This window comes from Mitsuokella apri (assembly GCF_047974105.1).
Lineage (GTDB): Bacteria > Bacillota > Negativicutes > Selenomonadales > Selenomonadaceae > Mitsuokella.
This window is the reverse complement of the sequence record NZ_JBHYRS010000004.1, coordinates 66,779-85,483: the sequence shown is the minus strand read 5'-3', so window position 1 is coordinate 85,483 and position 18,705 is coordinate 66,779. Positions and strand designations below refer to the sequence as shown.

Annotated in this window: 16 protein-coding genes; 14 read left to right on the top strand and 2 right to left on the bottom strand. The window is 52.4% G+C overall.

Annotated features, from left to right (window positions below; genetic code table 11):
* Nucleotides 1-112: 112 nt before the first annotated feature.
* The 10 genes from ACE419_RS06925 to ACE419_RS06880 all read left to right on the top strand — a co-directional run bounded on the left by ACE419_RS06925 (nucleotide 113) and on the right by ACE419_RS06880 (nucleotide 11,912).
* The gene (locus ACE419_RS06925) at nucleotides 113-1,282 is read left to right on the top strand and encodes an iron-containing alcohol dehydrogenase (protein ID WP_432645947.1); all 1,170 of its coding nucleotides are present in this window, start codon (nucleotides 113-115) and stop codon (nucleotides 1,280-1,282) included.
* Between the two features lie 30 nt (nucleotides 1,283-1,312).
* Entirely contained in the window at nucleotides 1,313-2,155 is an 843-nt protein-coding gene (locus tag ACE419_RS06920) for a class II fructose-bisphosphate aldolase (RefSeq protein WP_435721459.1), read from the top strand.
* A 14-nt stretch (nucleotides 2,156-2,169) separates the two neighbouring features.
* Entirely contained in the window at nucleotides 2,170-3,204 is a 1,035-nt protein-coding gene (gene iolC, locus ACE419_RS06915) for a 5-dehydro-2-deoxygluconokinase (RefSeq protein WP_295634910.1), read from the top strand.
* Entirely contained in the window at nucleotides 3,201-3,998 is a 798-nt protein-coding gene (locus ACE419_RS06910; RefSeq protein ID WP_432645945.1) for a 5-deoxy-glucuronate isomerase, read from the top strand. Before iolC ends, ACE419_RS06910 begins: the two co-directional genes overlap by 4 nt.
* Nucleotides 3,999-4,035: 37 nt before the next feature.
* On the top strand, nucleotides 4,036-5,988 hold the full coding sequence (gene iolD / locus ACE419_RS06905; protein ID WP_432645944.1) for a 3D-(3,5/4)-trihydroxycyclohexane-1,2-dione acylhydrolase (decyclizing): 1,953 nt from the start codon (nucleotides 4,036-4,038) through the stop codon (nucleotides 5,986-5,988).
* 106 nt (nucleotides 5,989-6,094) lie between these two features.
* Nucleotides 6,095-6,982: a myo-inosose-2 dehydratase gene (gene iolE / locus ACE419_RS06900; RefSeq protein WP_432645943.1), complete on the top strand. Its 888-nt coding sequence runs from the start codon at nucleotides 6,095-6,097 to the stop codon at nucleotides 6,980-6,982.
* 136 nt (nucleotides 6,983-7,118) lie between these two features.
* Entirely contained in the window at nucleotides 7,119-8,534 is a 1,416-nt protein-coding gene (locus tag ACE419_RS06895; protein ID WP_435721458.1) for a GntP family permease, read from the top strand.
* Between the two features lie 70 nt (nucleotides 8,535-8,604).
* Nucleotides 8,605-9,498 (top strand): DMT family transporter, encoded by an 894-nt coding sequence (locus ACE419_RS06890; RefSeq protein ID WP_435721457.1) that lies wholly within the window; start codon nucleotides 8,605-8,607, stop codon nucleotides 9,496-9,498.
* A gap of 314 nt (nucleotides 9,499-9,812) precedes the next feature.
* A complete protein-coding gene (locus tag ACE419_RS06885; RefSeq protein WP_432645940.1) occupies nucleotides 9,813-11,204 on the top strand; it encodes an MFS transporter in 1,392 nt (463 codons plus the stop codon).
* 90 nt (nucleotides 11,205-11,294) lie between these two features.
* Complete coding sequence (locus tag ACE419_RS06880; RefSeq protein ID WP_432645939.1) at nucleotides 11,295-11,912, top strand: cytidylate kinase-like family protein; 618 nt, start codon at nucleotides 11,295-11,297, stop codon at nucleotides 11,910-11,912.
* 91 nt (nucleotides 11,913-12,003) lie between these two features.
* Here ACE419_RS06880 and ACE419_RS06875 read toward each other — a convergent pair whose 3' ends face one another.
* Complete coding sequence (locus ACE419_RS06875) at nucleotides 12,004-12,837, bottom strand: helix-turn-helix domain-containing protein (RefSeq protein WP_432645938.1); 834 nt, start codon at nucleotides 12,835-12,837, stop codon at nucleotides 12,004-12,006.
* A gap of 219 nt (nucleotides 12,838-13,056) precedes the next feature.
* Here ACE419_RS06875 and ACE419_RS06870 point away from each other — a divergent pair, with 219 nt between their 5' ends.
* The 4 genes from ACE419_RS06870 to ACE419_RS06855 all read left to right on the top strand — a co-directional run bounded on the left by ACE419_RS06870 (nucleotide 13,057) and on the right by ACE419_RS06855 (nucleotide 17,732).
* A complete protein-coding gene (locus ACE419_RS06870) occupies nucleotides 13,057-14,184 on the top strand; it encodes a Gfo/Idh/MocA family protein (RefSeq protein WP_435721456.1) in 1,128 nt (375 codons plus the stop codon).
* 13 nt (nucleotides 14,185-14,197) lie between these two features.
* The gene (locus tag ACE419_RS06865) at nucleotides 14,198-15,079 is read left to right on the top strand and encodes a sugar phosphate isomerase/epimerase family protein (protein ID WP_432645936.1); all 882 of its coding nucleotides are present in this window, start codon (nucleotides 14,198-14,200) and stop codon (nucleotides 15,077-15,079) included.
* Nucleotides 15,080-15,292: 213 nt separating this feature from the next.
* On the top strand, nucleotides 15,293-16,696 hold the full coding sequence (locus ACE419_RS06860) for an MFS transporter (protein ID WP_435721455.1): 1,404 nt from the start codon (nucleotides 15,293-15,295) through the stop codon (nucleotides 16,694-16,696).
* 184 nt (nucleotides 16,697-16,880) lie between these two features.
* Nucleotides 16,881-17,732, top strand: a complete 852-nt coding sequence (locus ACE419_RS06855; RefSeq protein ID WP_435721454.1) for a DMT family transporter — start codon at nucleotides 16,881-16,883, stop codon at nucleotides 17,730-17,732.
* 67 nt (nucleotides 17,733-17,799) lie between these two features.
* On the opposite strand, the gene ACE419_RS06850 is transcribed toward ACE419_RS06855, so the two are convergent.
* A complete protein-coding gene (locus tag ACE419_RS06850) occupies nucleotides 17,800-18,663 on the bottom strand; it encodes a helix-turn-helix transcriptional regulator (RefSeq protein WP_435721453.1) in 864 nt (287 codons plus the stop codon).
* Nucleotides 18,664-18,705 lie beyond the last annotated feature (42 nt).

Here is an 18,705-nt window from a genome sequence, read left to right as displayed (position 1 = left end):
CCAAAAACATATTGACAACCTGACGGAAAAGTATTAAATTAGAGCCATAAGGTAATCAAAAGGTTATCAACTACATCGTTAATAACATCATCAGAATAGGAGAGTGGACAATATGGGTTATACTTTCATGGTTCCGGCAAAGATCATTTCTGGCACGAACGTTATTGAAGAACTTGGTGAGCACATTCAGGGCAAAGGCACCAAGGCCCTGATCGTCACGGATCAGTTCATGGTTAAGTTTGGCAATGCTGCAAAAGTTGAGAATGCACTTGCCAAAGCCAACATCCCGTACGTCACCTTCGCTGGTGCAAATTCGGAGCCGACGGACAAGATTGTGGATGCTGGCCTGAAAGTTTATCGCGAAGAAGGATGCGACTTCCTCGTAGCTCTCGGCGGCGGCAGCCCGATGGATACGGCAAAGGCCATCATGTTCATGTCGACGCAGCCGGAAGGCAAGAAGATCAACGAGTTCATGCATGTCAACATTGATATGCCGGTACCGTATCTCGTAGCCATCCCGACGACGGCAGGCACGGGCTCTGAAGTCACGAAGAACACGATCATTGCAGATACGGAAAACAACGTTAAGATGCTGCTCGGCGGCCCGTCGATCATCCCGGCACTCGCTGTTGTAGATCCGACCTTCACGATGACGGCTCCGCCATCCGTTACGGCTGCAACTGGTATCGATGCTCTGTGCCATTCGATTGAAGCTTATACGTCCCGCAAGGCACAGCCGCTCACGGATACGTTCGCACTTTCCGCGATCAAGAAGATTCATAAGAACCTGCCGATCTGCTACAAAGATGGCAAGAATGTCGAAGCCCGTCTGCAGATGAGCATTGCTGCTACGGAAGCCGGCATCGCCTTCAACAACGCTTCTGTCACGATCGTCCATGGCATGAGCCGTCCAATCGGTGCTCTGTTCCACATCGCTCATGGCGTTTCGAATGCCATCCTGCTGCCGGCCTGCATGAAGTTCGCCATCGAGGAGAACACGGCCCGCTTCGCTACGATCGGCCGCATCATGGGTGTTGCCGATGACAAGACGCCGGATCATGAAGCGGCTGAGGCCTTTGTTGCTGAAGTTACGCGCTTCTGCAAGGAAGTCGGCATTCCTTCGGCAGAATCCCTGCTCGAGCAGCGCGGCTTCAAGAAGGAAGACTTCCTCGCACAGCTCGACAAGATGGCTTCGGATGCCCTTGAGAGCGGCAGCCCGCAGAACACGATGCGCATCCCGACGAAGGAACAGCTCATCGAGATCTACAAGGAACTCTTCTAATATATACCGCAACAGATAGGAGGGGTGGTCATGCCACTCGTACATTTGACAGACCTGATCAATAAACCGGATAACACATACGCCATCGGCGCCTTCAATGTATCCGATATGGAGATGGCCATGGGGGCCATCAAGGCGGCAGAAGAGCTCCATGCTCCGCTGATTCTGCAGATTGCAGAAGGCCGCCTGCGCTATTCCCCGCTGGACCTTTTAGGACCTGTGATGGTAGCAGCAGCTAAGAAGTGCAAGATGCCGACAGCCGTACATCTTGACCACGGCGGCACGATGGAGACCATCAAGCTGGCTCTGGACCTTGGTTTTACTTCCGTCATGTTTGACGGTTCGAAATACCCGCTCGATGAAAACATCGCCCGTACGAAGGAAGTCGTCAAGCTCGCCAAGAGCTATGGCGCTGATGTCGAAGCCGAGATCGGCCGCGTCGGCGGCGCTGAAGGCGATTATAAGAGTGTCGATGTTCTCGTCACGAGTGTGGAAGAAGCCAAGCGCTTTGCAGAAGAAAGCGGCATTGATGCCATGGCAGTAGCCATTGGCACAGCTCATGGCAATTACAAGTCGACGCCGCATCTGCGCATTGACCGCCTGAAGGAAATCCACGAGGCTGTCAAGACGCCGCTCGTACTGCATGGCGGCACGGGTCTGACGGAGCAGGACTTCAAGAACTGCCTGGCCAACGGCATCCAGAAAATCAACATCGCCACGGCTTCGTACGATGCTTCGGCCAGAAAGATCAAAGAAGTCGCCGCTGCCAACCCAGAGGCAAAGTACTTTGACTTCAGCGATGCGATCGTTCAGGGCACTTACGAAAATGTCAAGAAACACATGCATATCTTCGGTCTCGAAAATAAGGCATGAGGAGGATAAATAACATGGCACTCATTACCTTTGATGAAAATAAAAAGCGCGATGTCGTTCTGATCGGCCGCGTTACGCTGGATTTCAATCCGAATGAATTGAACCGCACGCTTGACAAGGTCAAGACGTTCTCAATGTATCTGGGCGGTTCGCCGGGCAACATGGCCGTCGGCATCAACAAACTGGGCAAAAAGGTTGGCTTTATTGGCTGCGTGTCCGACGACCAGTTCGGCGACTTCGTTCTCAATTATTTCAATGAGCGCGGCATCGACACGACGCAGATGACCCGTGCAAAGCACGGTGAGCGCATGGGCCTGACGTTCACGGAAATCAAGAGCCCGACGGAGTCGAGCATCCTGATGTACCGCGACCAGGTCGCAGACCTCGAGATTACACCGGAAGATGTTGATGAGCAGTATATCGCCGACAGCAAGATCTTGATTGTCTCCGGTACGGCCCTTTCGAAGAGCCCGTCGCGTGAGGCATGCCTGCTCGCTGTACAGTACGCCAAGAAGCACAATACGCGCGTCATCTTCGATATCGACTATCGCCCGTACAGCTGGCGCAGCAAGAAGGACATTCAGATTTACTACTCGCTGCTCGCAAGCATGGCCGATGTCATCATCGGTTCGCGCGATGAGGTCAACCTCACGGAAGGCCTTGATGAAGAGGCTACGGAACCTGCTGATCACGTCATCGCTGAGAAATACATCGCTCAGGGTGCCAAGATCGTCATCATCAAACACGGCAAGAAGGGCTCGATTGCTTATACGGCAGACAAGAAAGCCTATAAGGTTGAGTCGTATCATATCAAACTCTTGAAATCGTTCGGCGGCGGCGACGCTTATGGCAGCGCCTTCGTTTATGGTCTGCTCGCAGGCTGGACGGTACCGCAGGCCCTGCAGCATGGCACGGCTCATGCCGCCATGGTCGTTGCCAGCCACAGCTGCTCCGATGCAATGCAGACGGTCGAACAGATCGATGCATTCATGCAGGAGCATAAGGATGAAAAAGTCATTACGGAACTCGATTGGGAGGCAGCATTATGAGATTCGGTCGTTTAGGTCAGCTCAAGCACGGCTATAATGCAATGACTACGCGCGAGAGCGATATGCTTATGGATATCGGTTATCAGGAAATGGATGAGAACGAGATCGTCGAGTTCGAAGATCCGCTTCAGGAAACCGCTTTTGTCATCACGACGGGCGATGTTGAGATTGCCTGGAATGGTCAGAAGGAAATCATGCACCGCGATTCTCTGCTCGACGAGAACCCGTACTGCCTGCATGTTCCCCGCAACACGAAGGTTGTCGTCAAAGCTCTGAAAAAATCGGAGCTCCTGATTCAGAAGACCATCAATGACCGCGATTTTGCACCGGTCTTCTACCGTCCGAAAGATGTACAGGCTGACGTCTTCGGCGGCGGTGTATGGCAGGGCACGGCAGAGCGTACGGTCCGTACGATTTTCGATTACGACAATGCACCGTACTCCAACATGGTCAACGGCGAAGTCATCATGACGCCGGGCTGCTGGACGGGCTACACGCCGCACAATCATCCGCAGCCGGAGGTTTACACGTATAAAGTAGACCGTCCGCAGGGCTTCGGCTGTGCCTTCATCGGCGATAACGTCTTTAAGATCGAAGACAACAGCTGGTCGGAGATTTCCGGCGGCTACATGCATCCGCAGTGCGCAGCTCCTGGTTATGCCATCTGGTACAGCTGGATGATCCGTCATCTCGATGGGGATCCATGGAAGAAGACGCGCAACGATCTGCCGGAGCACACGTGGCTCCTTGAGCCGGATGCCGACGAAAAGATTTGGCAGCCGCATAAAAAATAATCCTGAGTAATCCTGCATAAAGAGTGGAGGGTATCCAATGGCTAAGACAATCAGAATGACGGTAGCACAGGCTCTCGTCAAATTCCTCAATAATCAGTACGTAGAATTCGATGGCAAAGAAGTCCCAATGTTCGAAGGCATCTTCGGCATCTTCGGTCACGGCAACGTCGTCGGCCTCGGTGAAGCACTCGAAGAAGATCCGGGCCACCTGATCATGCGCATGGGCCGCAATGAGCAGGGCATGGCACATGCTGCTATCGGCTTTGCAAAACAGAAACGCCGTAAACAGATGTACGCCTGCACGTCGTCTGTAGGCCCAGGCGCTGCCAACATGGTCACGGCAGCTGCTACGGCTACGGCAAACTGCATCCCTGTTCTGTTCCTGCCGGGCGATACGTACGCCGACCGCCAGCCGGATCCGGTACTCCAGCAGATGGAGCAGACGGTAAGCCTGACGACGACGACGAATGATGCATTCCGCGCAGTCTGCAAATACTGGGACCGCGTAACGCGTCCGGAAATCCTCATGACGGCCTGCATTAACGCAATGCGCGTGCTGACTGACCCGGCTGAGACGGGTGCTGTCTGCATCGCCCTGCCGCAGGATGTTGAAGGTGAAGCTTGGGATTATCCTGAGTACTTCTTCCAGAAACGCGTTCATCACATCGACCGCGTAAAACCGTCCGAGCGTGCGATTGAGGAAGCTGTCAAGGCCATTGCGAAAGCAGAGCGTCCGCTCCTGATCTTCGGCGGCGGCGTTAAGTACTCCGAAGCTGAGGATGTCTTCAAGAAATTCGCTGAGAAATACGGCATTCCGTTTGGCGAGACGCAGGCCGGCAAAGGCACGATTACTTGGGATTATCCGCTCAACATGGGCGGTGTCGGTGAGACGGGCGGCCTTGCTGCCAACACGCTGGCAAAAGATGCAGATGTTGTCATCGGCGTCGGCACGCGCTACACGGACTTCACGACGTCTTCGAAATGGATTTTCCAGAACCCGAACGTCCAGTATGTAAACATCAACGTTTCCCGCTTCCATGCTTATAAGCTCGACGGCATCCAGGTTGTCGGCGATGCCGGTGCAGCTCTTGAGATGCTCGACGAAGCTCTTGGCAAGACGGGCTATCATGTATCGGATGCTTATGCAGCTGACATCAAAGCAGCTAAAGAAGCTTATATCAAAGAAGTCGACCGTGTCTTCCATGTCCGCTTCACGGATAAGGACTACAAGCCGGAAGTTGAAGATGACTTTGATTTCGAAGAGGCTGTCAAGAACTACAAAGCAGCTGTTGGCGAGACGCTGCCGCAGACGCGTGTCCTCGGCATGCTCGAAGAATACATGGATCCGAACGGCATCATCGTCGGTGCATCGGGCTCCCTGCCGGGCGATCTGCAGCGTGTATGGCGTCCGAAGACGGTAGGCAGCTACCATGTTGAGTATGGCTTCTCCTGCATGGGCTATGAAGTCAACGCAGCTCTCGGCGTCAAGATTGCTGAGCCGGAGCGCGAAGTCTATGCTCTCGTCGGCGACTACGCTTACATGATGCTCCATTCCGAACTGCCGCAGTCGATCGCTGAGGGCAAGAAGATCAACGTCATCCTGTTCGATAACATGCAGGGCGGCTGCATCAACAACCTTGAGATTGGTCATGGCCAGGGCAGCTACGGCACCGAGTTCCGTTTCCGCAACAAGAAGACGGGCCAGCTCGACGGCGCGTATGTTCCGGTAGACTTTGCCATGAACGCACGTTCCTATGGCTGCGTTGCTTACACGGTTCATACGGAAGAGGAATTCAAGGCAGCTATGGAAGATGCTAAGAAACAGACGGTTTCGACGCTCATCGACTGCAAGGTTATGCCGAAGACGATGGTTCATGGCTACGGTGACTGGTGGCGTGTCGGCGTCGCACAGGTTTCCAAACTCGACAAAGTCAATAAGTGCTATGAAGATGTCATGAAACCGCATTACGACGCAGCTCGTAAATATTAATATTTAACGTTTTTTCTAGATGTATAAGAGGGCGCCTGCTGTTCTGCCTTTAAGCAGGGCGGCAGGAAGACCCATATTTAATATCATATTTTGGGGGTTTGTCAAAATGGCTAACATCAAACTTGGTATCGCTCCGATTGCTTGGACGAACGACGACATGCCGGACCTCGGCAAAGAGAACACCTTTGAGCAGTGCGTCAGTGAAATGGCTCTGGCTGGTTTCACGGGCTGCGAAATCGGCAACAAGTACCCGAAAGATCCAGCTGTCCTCAAGAAGGCACTTGATCTGCGCGGACTGCAGATTGCCAGCGCTTGGTTCAGCTCCTATCTGCTCACGCAGCCGTATGAGCAGGTCGAAAAAGACTTCATCAAACACTGCGAATTCCTCAAAGCTATGGGCGCTAAGTTCTGCAATGTTGCAGAGCAGGGCACGAGCGTTCAGGGCAAGCTCGACAAAGCTGTTTTCCGTGACAAACCGCATAACACGGAAGAGCAGTGGAAGACGCTGGCTGAAGGCCTCAACAAACTCGGCGCTGTCGCTAAGAAAATCGGCCTGACGATGACGTATCATCATCACATGGGCACCTGCGTCCAGACGACGGAAGAAATTGACCGCCTCATGGAAATGACGGATCCGGATCTCGTCTTCCTGCTTTATGATACGGGTCATCTCGTCTGCTCCGGTGAGGATCCAATCTATATCCTCAAGAAATATCTGCCGCGCATCCGCCACGTACATCTCAAGGATATCCGCATGGACGTACGCAACAAGGTCAAGGAAGAAAACATGAGCTTCCTCGCCGGCGTCCGCGCTGGTATGTTCACGGTACCGGGCGATGGCGATATCGACTTTGGTCCGATCTTCGACATCATCAACGCCAGCGACTATGATGGCTGGTTCATCGTCGAAGCTGAGCAGGATCCGGCAAAAGCCAACCCGCTCGAGTATGCGATCAAGGCTCGCAAGTACATCAAAGAAAAAGCACATATCTGATTGTCAAAAGACATCGGATTTTCAGGGGCTGCTCTCCTGTCCATCATGCAACATGGGCAGGGGGGCAGCCCCTTTTATCTGCCGTTCTCATCCCCTGTGCACTGCACAATATATTATATAGAAAGGAATTATCCCTATGGGAATCAGCATGATTGTCTTCAGCCTGATACTCCTGATGTTTTTCGCGTATCGCGGCTATTCCATTATCTTCATTGCACCGATTTTTGCGGTCGTGGCAGCTATCGGCAGCGGCCATGCTTCCATGCCGGTTTACAGCGAAATCTACATGACCAAGGCAGCTGAGTACATCAAGACGTATTATCCTGTTTTTCTGCTCGGCGCTGTTTTTGCCAAGATCATGGAGCAGGGCGGTCTCGCGGCTGCTGTTGCCGATAAGATTGTCACAGCACTCGGCCGTGATAAGGCCATCCTTGCCGTGCTCTTAGGCTGCGGTGTTTTGACATATGGTGGTCTTTCGGTTTTTGTCGTCGCCTTTGTCATGTATCCGTTTGCAGCCATCCTCTTTAAGCAGGCTGACATTCCGAAAAAACTTTTGCCGGGCCTGCTCTGGATGGGTATTTTTACCTACAGTATGGTGGCCATTCCGGGTACGCCGCAGATTCAGAACATCATCCCGACTTCTTTTTTCGGTACGTCGACGTGGTCTGCACCAATACTCGGCCTGATTGGCGGCGTGCTTTACTTCCTGCTGGCCTGGGGCTGGGTGAGCTATCGTCACAAAAAACTCAAGGCGAAGGGCGAGGGCTATGGCCATCACGTCCTCAATGAGCCGGAAGAATCGCGTGAGGCTCTGCCGGACTGGAGGCTTTCGGCTCTGCCGCTGCTGCTTGTCATTGTGCTGAACCTCATCATTAGCAATCCGTTTCATTGGGACTGGGCTTATCACTGGGATCCGACGAGCCTGGATTCTTTTGTACCGCTGCACCTTTCGCTGCTCGCGGGCGGTGTTGATAAGGTACAGGCCATCTGGTCCATCAATGCCGCGCTCATCGTCAGCTGTATTGCCGCGGCCATCATCGGCCGCAAGCGCCTGCGTCTTAAGGGCGGTCTCACGAAACCAATCAATACGGGCGCGATTGGTTCGACTACAGCCATTCTCAATGTCGCTTCCGGCTATGCCTATGGCTGCGTCATTGCCGCTCTGCCGGCTTTTGCCATCATCAAGGAAGCCCTGCTCGGCCTGCAGATTGGCGACGGTCCTTTGATGTCGGCCATCGTTACGACGGGCATTATGACAGGCGTGACGGGCTCATCTTCGGGCGGCATGACGATTGCCCTTGGCATGCTCGGTCAGGAATGGCTGGCCTGGGCCCAGCAGATTGGCATGAGTCCCGATGTCCTGCACCGCATCATCTGCATGGCTTCGGAATGCATTGATACGGTACCGCAGTCCGGTGCTCTTGTCACGCTGCTGGCTGTCTGCGGCCTCACGCACCGTGAATCGTACTACGATGTGGTCATTCTGACACTTCTCAAAACACTTGTCGTCTTTGTCTGCCTCGGAATCTATCTGGTTACGGGCATTGAATGATTTGCATGAAGTAATTTTTTTGGTGGTTCCCAACGTTTTTTGTAAATCTTGAAGGAAAGGAAGGGCTTATATGGACGAAGCAACCAAGCGAAAGACGTATTTCCTGCTCGCGGCAACTACGATTATCTGGGGCATTCAGCCGCTCTGCATCAAATGGCTGGTGGCAGTCTGGTCGCCTGTGACCATCACGGCCATGCGCTATTATCTGATCGGCACGACACTTTTGGCGCTGTCAGTTTACCGCGGTGAGAAACTCCTGCCGCCGCGCAGCTGCCTTTTGGGGCTCTTCCTCATGGGCGTGACGGGCATCGGCCTCAACAATGTCATGCAGTTTACCGGCCTGGGCATCTCGACCGTCACGAACTGCACCCTGATTGCAGCGGCCAGCCCTGCCATCACGGCCTTTCTCGCGGCAATTTTTGTCCGCGAGCGCTTGAGTCTCCTGGCCTGGGGCGGTATCGTCCTGTCTTTTGCGGGGGCTTTGATTGTCATCAGTCATGGTTCTCTTGAGGTTATGCGGACGCTGTCCTTTAATGAAGGCGATATTCTCTTTTTGCTCGCACAGGTCGCCTGGACCACGTATTCTCTTATTGCACTCAAGATCATGCGCCGCATGTCGGCCCTGCAGACAACGGGCTGGGCCGGCATCTTCGGCGCGTTTATCGTGACGGGCTATGGACTCATCACAGGGCAGTTTGCTCCTGTCATGCTGAGCACCTCTTTATGGCTGGCCTTTTTTTACACCGTTATCTTTGGCGGCGTTATGGCCATGCTGTTCTGGAATATCGGCGTGCACAATGCCGGTGCGAGCGTGACCTCGATTTTCCAGAACATCACACCGGTGGTCGGCATGATCGGCGGTGTGCTCTGCTTTGGTGAGGTTATTGGCTTCAAGGAGCTCGCTGGAGCCGCAGCAATTTTTGCCGGCGTTTATCTGACAACACATAGTGGACTGAAATCATAATCTGGGACAATCTCAAAGGAAACGTTTACTGGAAAAGGCGGGGAATGACAGGAATTTCCCCGTCTTTTTTATTGTTCATAGGGCAGAAAGCAATATTTTATAGCAAGATAATTCTTCATTGGCGTTATAACCTCAATAAAGCCTTGAAAATGCTAATGAGTCAAGCAAAAGAAAATCATAACTTACTCATAAAAGACAAAAAAGTATAGGCAAAATAGTGCGAAAACTATTAAAATATTATATAGACAGAGATGAAGAGAGACTTCATCCACAAGAAATATTTAATTCCATATTATTATTGGGAGGGGTTTTCAATGAGTAATCCAGGAGCAGCTCCGGCTGAATCCGGCGCGCATCTCTCTTGGCTGACGCGAATCGCGTATGGCCTCGGTGATACCGCACAGAACGTCGTTTGGGGTGCAATGGGCATCCTGACCTTCTTCTACACTGACTATGCTGGCATCGACCCAGCTATGGTTGGTCTGGTCATGTTGATTTCCCGTTGCTTCGATGGCTTCTCTGATGTCATCATGGGCTTCATCGTCGAGCGCACGAATTCCAAGTGGGGCAAATCAAGACCATGGATCCTCTGGATGAGCGTGCCATTCGCAATTTCTATCGTCCTTATTTATACGGTACCACATGGTTCGTCAGCTATGCAGTTTGCATACCTGTTCGTAACCTACAACCTCTGCACGACGGTCTGCTACACGGCCCTGAACCTGCCGTACGGCTCTCTGTCTGCGATGATGACGCGTTCTTCGAAAGAGCGTGACATGCTTTCCATCACGCGTATGTGCCTGTCCCCATGGGGCCGTATTCTTTCCGTTTCGGCCACGCTGCCGCTCGTCAAGATGTTCGGCGACAACCAGATGGCTTGGGTTGAAGTCATGAGCGTGTGGGCAATCGTAGCACTCTTCCTGCTTCTGTTCTGCTTCTCAAAATGTAAAGAAACAGTTGTTATTGAAGCTCGTGAAAAAGTCGCAAAAGTACCTGTCGGCAAAGCCCTCAAATGCCTTGCTGTCAACAAATACTTCTGGGCCGGCATGATTATCTGGATGATGCAGAACGTCATCTTCACGATTACTGGTACCATCCTGCCGTATTACTGCAAATACATCTTCATGAACGATTCGCTTTACAGCGGACTGTATCTCCTTGAAACACTCATCACGATTTTCGTCATGGCTGTCTTCAGCCCGAGACTCCTCAAACGCTTTGGCAAACGCAACATGAGTCTTGCCGGCGTCATCGTCTGCTTTGTCGGTCATGCAATCTTCCTTCTGAATCCGATGGACTTCAACTGGGTCGTCTTCAGCTGCGTTATCCGCGGCATCGGTTTTGCTCCTGTCCAGTCCGTTATCTTCGGTTTCCTCGGCGATGCTGTTGAGTATGGCCAGTGGAAGACGCATATCCGTCAGGAAGGCCTGATCTTCTCCGGCGGTTCCGTTGGTACGAAAGTCGGCTCCGGCCTCACGAGTGCAGCTCTTACGGGCCTGCTCTCCTATGTCGGTTATGTCGCTACTTCTTCGGGTGCTGTTGCTCAGTCCCAGGACGTTATCAACATGATTGTTTCGATCTATGAATGGGGCCCAATGTTCGTCTGGGCTGTCCTGATTCTCGTCCTTGCTTTCTACAAACTCGATAAGGTTTATCCGCAGATCATGCGTGACCTCGTTGCTCGTGAAGCAAAAGGCGAACTCTAAGATTCACTGTTAGATACAGCCGGCTCGATCCCTCGGGAGAGGCCGGCTTTGTTTTTGGAATTTGAAATTTAGAAAGAAGAGGGAAGTATTATGGAAAAGAACACTCTTGTTACGATTACACGTCAGTATGGCAGCGGCGGCCGCGAAGTTGCTGACCTTGTCGCGAAGAAAATGGGCGTACGCCGCTATGACCGCAAGGTCGTGGCCATGGCAGCTCAGAACATGGGCGAGGAAAACAATTTCCATGACCTCATCGACCGTTCCTACAACGCACCGGAGAACTGCATGGGCAACCTCGGCGACTATGCGTATGTCCGCGTGCCAATGCACAACCGCATGTACATCGAACAGGCAAAGGTTATTCTGGGCATTGCCAAGGAAGGCACGGGTGCCGTATTCCTCGGCCGCTGCGCTGACTATATCCTCAAGGACCATCCAAATACGTTCTCGTTCTTCATCTATGCGGACGATGATTTCCGCCAGGAGCGCGCCAAGACGCATTATGCCGGCCATACGCTCAAAGACCTCGATGCCGAAGACAAGCACCGTGAGCAGTACTATGCGTACTACACGGGCCGCACCTGGGGCGATCCGCAGAACTACGATCTCATGATCAACACGAGCAAGATCTCGCTTGAAGCAGCAGCAGACCTCATCATCTCGTATATCGAGCTGCGTCAGAAACGCGCTGCTGAGAAAAAAGCCTGATTCTCCTTATTTCATAGAACAGGAAAAAGCCTTTCCTCTCTGGTTTTGCCAGGGGGAAAGGCTTTTTGTCGTCTTAAGTCTTATGAAGAATTTAGAAATCGAGATGGCGGAAGTCTGTCGGGGTCATGTGGTTGACGTGTTTGAAGGCGCGGGCAAAATGCGAGGCGCTGTTGAAACCGCAGTTTTCCGCGATGGTCTCGATGGAATCCGCGGTGGTCTGCAGCAGGTGTTTGGACTGGCGCAGGCGGTACTGCAGGACGTACTCATGCGGCGTGCAGCCGAGGTATTTCTTGAAGGTGCGGATGAAGTGCGAGGGACTCAGCAGGCATAGGCCGGCCAGCGTGTCGAGTTCAAGAGGCTCTGCATAATGTTCCTGAATATGCTGCAGGGCCGGCGCGAGGGTTTCGTTGACCGGCTGGGAACTGCCCTCTAAATTGGCGAGATTCATGAGAATGCGGTCAATGCGGTGTGAAAGGATCGCCTCGCTTTGCAGCGTATACTGTCCCATGGAGAGGATGCTCTGGAAGGTCGGCTCAAGCAGCGGAATATTCTCACCCGTGAAGAGCAGTCCGTTTTTTTCGAAGAGATAGCCTGTATAGGCGGCGCTTTCCGCTCCGCGGAAATGGAACCAGAGGAAGTCGCCGGCTTCCTGACAGCCGTAGATATGTGCGTAGCGGCAGTCGAGCAGCAGAACCTCACCGGCATGGGCGGCTGCCTTCTGTTCCCGGCTTTCAGCGTAGAAGACGCCGCTCTTTACGAACATCAGCAAAGAGGAATCGATGTACGGCCGCTTGACCCGGTAATTCTCCTGACAGTAAAAATGCCCGAACTCCGGTGTGTAATAAAGTGCCTGCTGGGCAAAACTCGAAGGGATCGAGAAGTCCATGAAGGACGGCGGCACAACGCCCTTATCGCGTATTTCCATGATGAACACCTCTTATCATATAGATGAAAATGGTGGATTTTCTTTTATTTTAATCCGAAACTATACAAAAATCAATAGAGTAATTTTTGTATAGTTTGTGCGAATTGTATGTAATGATTGCCAGCGCATAGAGAGATATAATATAACCAACGTAAGGAGCTAGAGCAAATGCAAAAGCCCCAAACAATCATGATTATACAAATTGAGGAGGAGTAAAAAATGAAAGAGATTCGTATTGGCCTCGTTGGCGCAGGTTGGATGGGCAAAGCACACAGCACGGCAATGCTCAATGAGCAGATGCTTTTTGGACCGGATTTCGGCGTACCTGTTTTTGAGATGGTCGCTGATAATAATGAAGAAAGTGCCAAGATCGCGCAGCATAAGATCGGTTTCCATCGCATGACGACGGACTGGCATGAGCTCGTGACGGATCCGGACATTGACCTCGTCGATATCGCTACGCCGAATGCCTTCCATTATGAAGTAGCTAAGGTTGCTCTTGAAAATGGCAAGAACGTATACTGCGAGAAACCGCTGTCGATTTCTCCGGCGGAGTCGGAAGAACTCGCAAAACTCGCTGCTGAAAAAGGCGTCATCAACTACGTCGGTTTCAACAACACGCGCAACCCGGCCAATGCTTATGTCCGCGAGCTCGTACAGAGCGGTGCACTCGGTGACATCATGCTCTTCATCGGCCGCTATGATCAGGACCAGCTGCTTGACCCGGATCTGCCGATCACGTGGCGCCACATCAACAAACTGGCCGGCTGCGGTGCACTCGGTGACCTCGGCTCGCATCTGCTGTCCGTCTCCCAGTTCATCATGGGCGACATCACGAAAGTCGATGCCATGAAGCGCACGATCTTCCCGGAGCGTCCAAAAGCAAAAGGCTCGAAGGAAATGGCAAAAGTCGAGAACGAGGATATCATTTCCTTCATGATGGAATATGCAAATGGTGCTACGGGCATGATTTCCTCGAGCCGTGTTGCTACGGGCCGCAAGAATTACCTCGCTTATGAGATTCAGGGCACGAAGGGCTCGGTCAAATACGATTTGGAGCGCATGGGTGAAGTACAGGTCTACTTCCAGTCGGATGATGAACGCGACCGCGGCTTCCGTCAGGTATTCCTGAACCCGAAACACAAGGGCTATTCCGCATTCCAGCCGGCCGGCGGCATTGCCATTGCCTACAACGATATGAAGATTCTCGAAGCACATGAGCTCTTCTCGGCAATCACGAAGGGTACGAAATATACCTGCAACTTCGAGTTCGGCTACAAGATTGACCGCACGGTCAAAGCCATCCTCGAGTCGGCTGACAAGCATGCATGGGTTGATGTAAAGTAAGGAGGCACGCAAAATGGCAATTCAGGTTGGCATTGCCCCAGATTCCTGGGGCGTATGGTTCCCAAAACATGAAAAACAGCCGTCCTGGGACCGCTGCCTCGATGAAATGGCAGAAGCAGGCTACGCCGGCGTAGAACTCGGCCCCTGGGGCTATTTCCCGAATACGGCACCGGAGCTCAAAAAAGAGCTCGACAAACGCAATCTCATCCTCGTGGCTGGCACGGTTGGCGGAAATTTCCTCGATGAGGATTCTGTGCAGGGCATGATGAAGACGATTGACGAGATGGCACCGGTACTCAGATGTTTTGCTCAGGCGAAGTATATCGTCATGCTGCCGCCGATGTACACGGACCTCGAGACGGGCGAAATTGCCATGAATCCGGAGCTCACGGATGAGGAATGGAAACGCTATGCTGATAACGTCCAGCGCGTTGCTGACCATGTGGCAAGCTACGGCCTCATTGGTACGTTCCATCCGCATGTCGACTCCCATGTTCAGACGGAGGCTCAGATTGAGCGTCTGCTGAAGGATACGAACGTCATGCTCTGCCTTGATACGGGCCATCACGTTTATGGCGGCGGCGAGCCGATTTCCTTCTATAAGAAGCATGCAGACCGCATTCCGTACATCCATATCAAGGACTGCGACCTTGCTGTCAAGGCACAGATGGACAAGGAACATTGGTCGTTTGCCAAGGCCGTGACAGAAGATATCATGGTCGAGCCGGGCAAAGGCAGCATTGACTTCAAGAAGTTCCATGACGCTTTGGTGGAAAAGGGCTATGACGGCTGGTGCGTCGTCGAGCAGGACCTGTTCCCTGTCAAATCGTTTGACATTCCGCTCAAACTGGCGAAAAAAGGACGCGAGAATCTGCGTGCTGCCGGTTTCTGCTAAGCACCGTTCTTGCTGCCCCCACTTGACTGCTGCTTTTGTTTCTCTTATGCAAAAACAGAAAACCTACTCCTAAATGATCCCGTAATGGCGGGAAAAGCCTTCCCAGACGCGCGGAAGGCTTTCTTTTTCGGCAAATTTGGGAAATCGTGAATGATATAATCTGTCGGTTCATAAATAAGCATTATAAGCATTGGCATTAAAGGAGGAATTTCGATGACAGGACAAACAGGACCTGCAGCGCAGGTGACGCAGACCACTGCAGATAAGCTCTCCTGGTTTACCCGCATTTCCTATGGCCTCGGCGATACGGCACAGAACGTCGTCTGGGGTGCGATGAGTATTTTGACGTTCTTCTACACGGATTATGCCGGCGTTGACCCCGCGGTCGTCGGTGTGGTCATGCTGCTTTCGCGCTGTTTTGATGGTTTTTCCGATGTCTGCATGGGCTTCATTGTCGAACGCACGCATTCGAAATGGGGCAAGGCACGTCCCTGGATTCTCTGGATGAGCCTGCCATTTGCCATTTCCATCGTGCTTCTCTACATGGTACCGCAAGGTTCGACGGCCCTGCAGTTTGCTTATATTTTTGTAACGTATAATTTCTGTACGACCATCTGCTACACGGCCATGAATCTCCCGTATGGCAGTCTTTCGGCCCTGATGACGCATCTTTCCAAGGAGCGCGATATGCTCTCCATCACGCGTATGACGCTTTCCCCGCTTGGCAAGATCCTTGCCGTTTCGGCGACTCTGCCGCTCGTCAAATTCTTTGGCGATTCCCAGATGGCCTGGATTGAAGTCATGAGCCTTTGGGCTGTCGTCGCCCTGCTGCTTCTGCTGCTCTGCTTCTATAAATGCGAGGAGAAAGTCAAGCCGTCCCCAAAGAAAAAGGCCGAGAAGATCCCCGCTAAGATTGCCCTCAAAGCCCTCGGGCTCAATAAATACTTCTGGATGGCCACGGGGCTCTGGACGATGCAGGCCTGCATTGCCTTGTTTACCGGTACCATCCTGCCGTACTACTGCAAGTACATTTTCATGGATGATTCGCTTTACAGCATCCTGTTCCTCGTCGAGACGTTCACGACAATTATCGCGACGATGCTGTTCTGCCCGAAGCTCCTGAAGAGATTCGGCAAGCGCAATATGTCGCTCTACGGCATCATTTTGGCGTTCTTCGGACATTTGGTCTATTTGCTGGACCCGTACAGCTTCAACTGGGTGCTGTTCAGCTGCTTTATCCGCGGTCTCTGCTTTGCGCCGCTGAATTCCGTTATTTTCGGTTTCTTCGGCGATGTAGTCGACTACAGCCAGTGGAAATTCCACATTCGTCAGGAAGGCCTGATTTTCTCGGGCGGCTCTGTCGGCAATAAGATTGGCGGCGGCCTTGTCAGTGCCCTGCTCACAGGTCTTCTGTCGTATGCCGGCTACGTCTCTTCGGCGACGGCCTCGGCTGCCCAGCCGCAGAGTGCGATTGACATGATCGTGGCTCTCTATGAATACGGCCCGCTCGTCATCTGGGCCATCGTCATTGTCATTCTTTACTGCTACAAACTCGACCAGCTCTATCCGAGAATCATGCGGGATCTCGTGGCAAGAGCTGCCCGCGGTGAAGACTGATGAAGAGAGATACGCAGATTTTTTGCATATTTGGCAAGACTGTTCCAGACTTTGAGCAGTCTTGCTGTTTTTATGCGATTTTTCCGCAAGATAGGAACTGTTTTTTCTTTATGAACGTGGTAATATAAAGAGTATATATTGAGCAGATTGGTTCTCTGTACTTCTGTGGAAAGAGGGGATTCCCTTGGTTAAGGCATTATTGCTGATTTATTTGATATGGGGCATGAATTGGGTTGTCATGAAAACGGCCAATACATTTTTCCCGCCCATTACGTTTGTGGCGTACCGTTTTCTCTTTGGCGCTGTCGTGCTGCTGTCGGTCTGGCTCTGGCTGCGTCTGCCGCTGCCAAAGAAAAAATACTGGCCGTGGATTTTCCTCACGGGCATTCTGCAGATGGGGCTCAACAACATTGCGGCCCAGACGAGCATGCTGACGCTCGGTGCCGGCATGGTTTCGGTGCTCAATTACAGCATGCCGGTGTTTGCGGCGGTTATGGCGCATTTTCTGCTCGGGGAGAAATTGACCTGGCGCAAGGGATTTGGCATTATTCTGGCCCTTGCCGGCATGGTCGTCCTCATGGATGTACACGCGGGCGGCAGCATTACGGCCATCCTCATCGGCCTTTTGAGCGCTGTTTTCTGGGGCCTCGCAAGCATTTTTGTCAAGCTCAAGCTGTCGGATGTCAACGCCATTTCGCTGACGACCTGGCAGATGGTCTGTGCCTCGCTGACTTTGCTCGTCTATACGATCATCGTGCCGCAGGGGCCCGTCATCTGGAACAAGGAATCCATCCTCTGCCTGCTCTATAACGGCGTGCTCGCTTCTGCTCTGGCCTTTTTCCTTTGGAGCTGGATCCTGCAGCATATTGAAGTCAGCAAGGCCTCGGTGGCCGTGCTGGCCGTACCAATCGTCGGTGTCGTCGGCGGCATCATCTGCCTGGGCGAGCCCATGACGCTCCATATCCTTCTCGGCATGCTCATGATCATGGCGGGCATCTACGTCGTCGTCACGGCCAAGACAAAGGCCAGAGGGTAAGTAAATTGCCCTAATCCATTCGTATATGATAAATAAGCGGCTTCAGCGTTTGCCAGAGCCGCTTATTTTATTCTTTTTGAAGAGAAGTATTCTTGACCCAGTCCCGCCGGTACTGCCCCGGTGTTATACCCATAAGGTTTTTGAAGACACTCTGGAAGTAGTTGGAGTTGTTATAACCGCAGGAAAGGGCGATATCCGTAATGCTGCGGTCTGTACTGATTAACAGATTTTGGGCTTCGCCGATGCGCCGCCTGATGATGTACTGCATTGGGGAATAGCCTATATGTTCTTTAAAGGCATGGGCAAGATAATAAGGATTGAACTTCAGAGCCTCCGCAATGGATTTCAGGGTAATTTCCTCACGGTAGTGATGGTCGATGTAAGCCTTGACGGTCAGCCCTAAGGATTCTGCCTGCTTCTGTGGTTTTTGACCGTGTTTGTGCAGTTCGAGGTCAAGTTTGTTTAAAATGACAGCCGTGAGAGCATCGAGCAGGGAGACAGGATTTCCTGTTCGCGCCATTTTTGTCAGGGCCTGAAAAAGCGCATAGATTTCAGGGAAGGAATCGCCAAGGTGCAGGAGCGGAGCATAGCAGTCTCCGACCATGGCATTGGGCCGTCGTTTTGTCCGCTTGAAATCCGAGACAGACAGGCAGCTGGTAGCCAGGTCACCCTCGACTGTTGTTTCGTCATGCAGAATGCCGCTGTCGAAAAAGAGGATATCGCCTTTGCCTGCGAGGTAATGGCCTGTGTCAATATTGAAGCTGCCATGTCCGGCTGTCACGAGGATGATTTCTGCGCGGTCTGTGTGCATGTGCATTGTGCGCGGCAGTTTGCCATGACGCGAATCGATATCACAGACACTGCGAAGATGGCAGCTGGAATCTTGGGCAGAATGAGGTCCATTCGTCCGCGGGATAAAATATTGAAGCAAAATATCACCTTCTTAGCAGCATGAGAGCAAGATAATAGAGGA